Source organism: Microbispora sp. NPDC049633 (genome assembly GCF_040675265.1).
In the GTDB taxonomy this organism is placed as follows: Bacteria; Actinomycetota; Actinomycetes; order Streptosporangiales; family Streptosporangiaceae; genus Microbispora; species Microbispora maris.
Window position 1 is genome coordinate 1 of record NZ_JBFAOO010000438.1, and the last position, 1100, is coordinate 1100.

Below are 1100 nucleotides of genomic sequence, written 5' to 3' on the forward strand. Positions count from 1 at the left end.
ACCCGGCAGGTCACCGCCACCCCACACGCGACCGCCCTGATCCACCCCGGCGGATCACTCACCTACACCCAGCTCGACACCCAAGCCGCCCGCCTGGCCACCCTCCTCAAAGAACACGGCGCCGGCCCCGGCCACCTGATCGCCATCGCCCTACCCCGCGGAGCGGATCTGGTCCTGGCCATCCTGGCGACCCTGAAAGCCGGAGCCGCCTACCTCCCCCTGGACGTGCGCTACCCCGCCGAACGCCTGCAGTACATGCTCGACGACGCCACCCCCACCCTCCTGCTCACCACCGACGGCGCACTACCGGACGGCATCGACACCGGCAACGTTCACTGCCTGACCCTCGACGACCTCCACCGGAACCTTCAGGACATCGAGCCCCTCCAAGGGGTGACCTGCCGGATCGACGACCCCGCCTACGTCATCTACACCTCCGGCTCCACCGGCCGACCCAAGGGAGTAGTGGTCACCCACCGCGGCATCAGCGCCCTGGCCCACACCCAACACAACCGCCTCACCCCCGGAATCGGCAGCCGCGTTCTCCAATTCGCCTCACCCAGCTTCGACGCCGCCTTCTGGGAACTCACCACCGCACTCCTGTCCGGCGCCGCCCTGGTCACCACACCCGAAGACCACCTCACCCCCGGCACCGCCCTGGCCACCACCATCGACCACCACCACATCACCCACCTGACCATTCCCCCGTCGGCGTTGGCGGCGATGGCGGATGTGGCGCTGCCGACCGTCTCCTGCCTGGTGGTGGCGGGGGAGGCCTGCACCCCCCAAGTGATCGACCACTGGGCTGCCGGGCGGAGGTTCGTCAACGCCTACGGCCCCACCGAGACCACCGTCTGCGCCACCACGAGCCACCCCCTCACCCCCGGCCACCCCCCCACCCTCGGATCCGCCGTCACCGCCGGCAGTCTGCTGCTCCTCGACCACCACCTCACTCCTGTGCCTGCCGGAACACCCGGAGAGCTCTACATCACCGGACCATCGCTGGCCCGCGGCTACCTCGGACGAAGCGGACTGACAGCAGAGCGGTTCGTCGCCAACCCGTTCGGTCCGCCGGGGTCGCGCATGTACCGCACCGGAGA

At 69.8% G+C, this 1100-nt stretch carries 1 protein-coding gene; it reads left to right on the forward strand.

Annotated features, from left to right (window positions below; translation table 11 throughout):
• The coding region (locus AB0J39_RS39720) for an amino acid adenylation domain-containing protein (protein ID WP_363474393.1) at positions 1 to 1100 on the forward strand (1100 nt) is incomplete at both ends.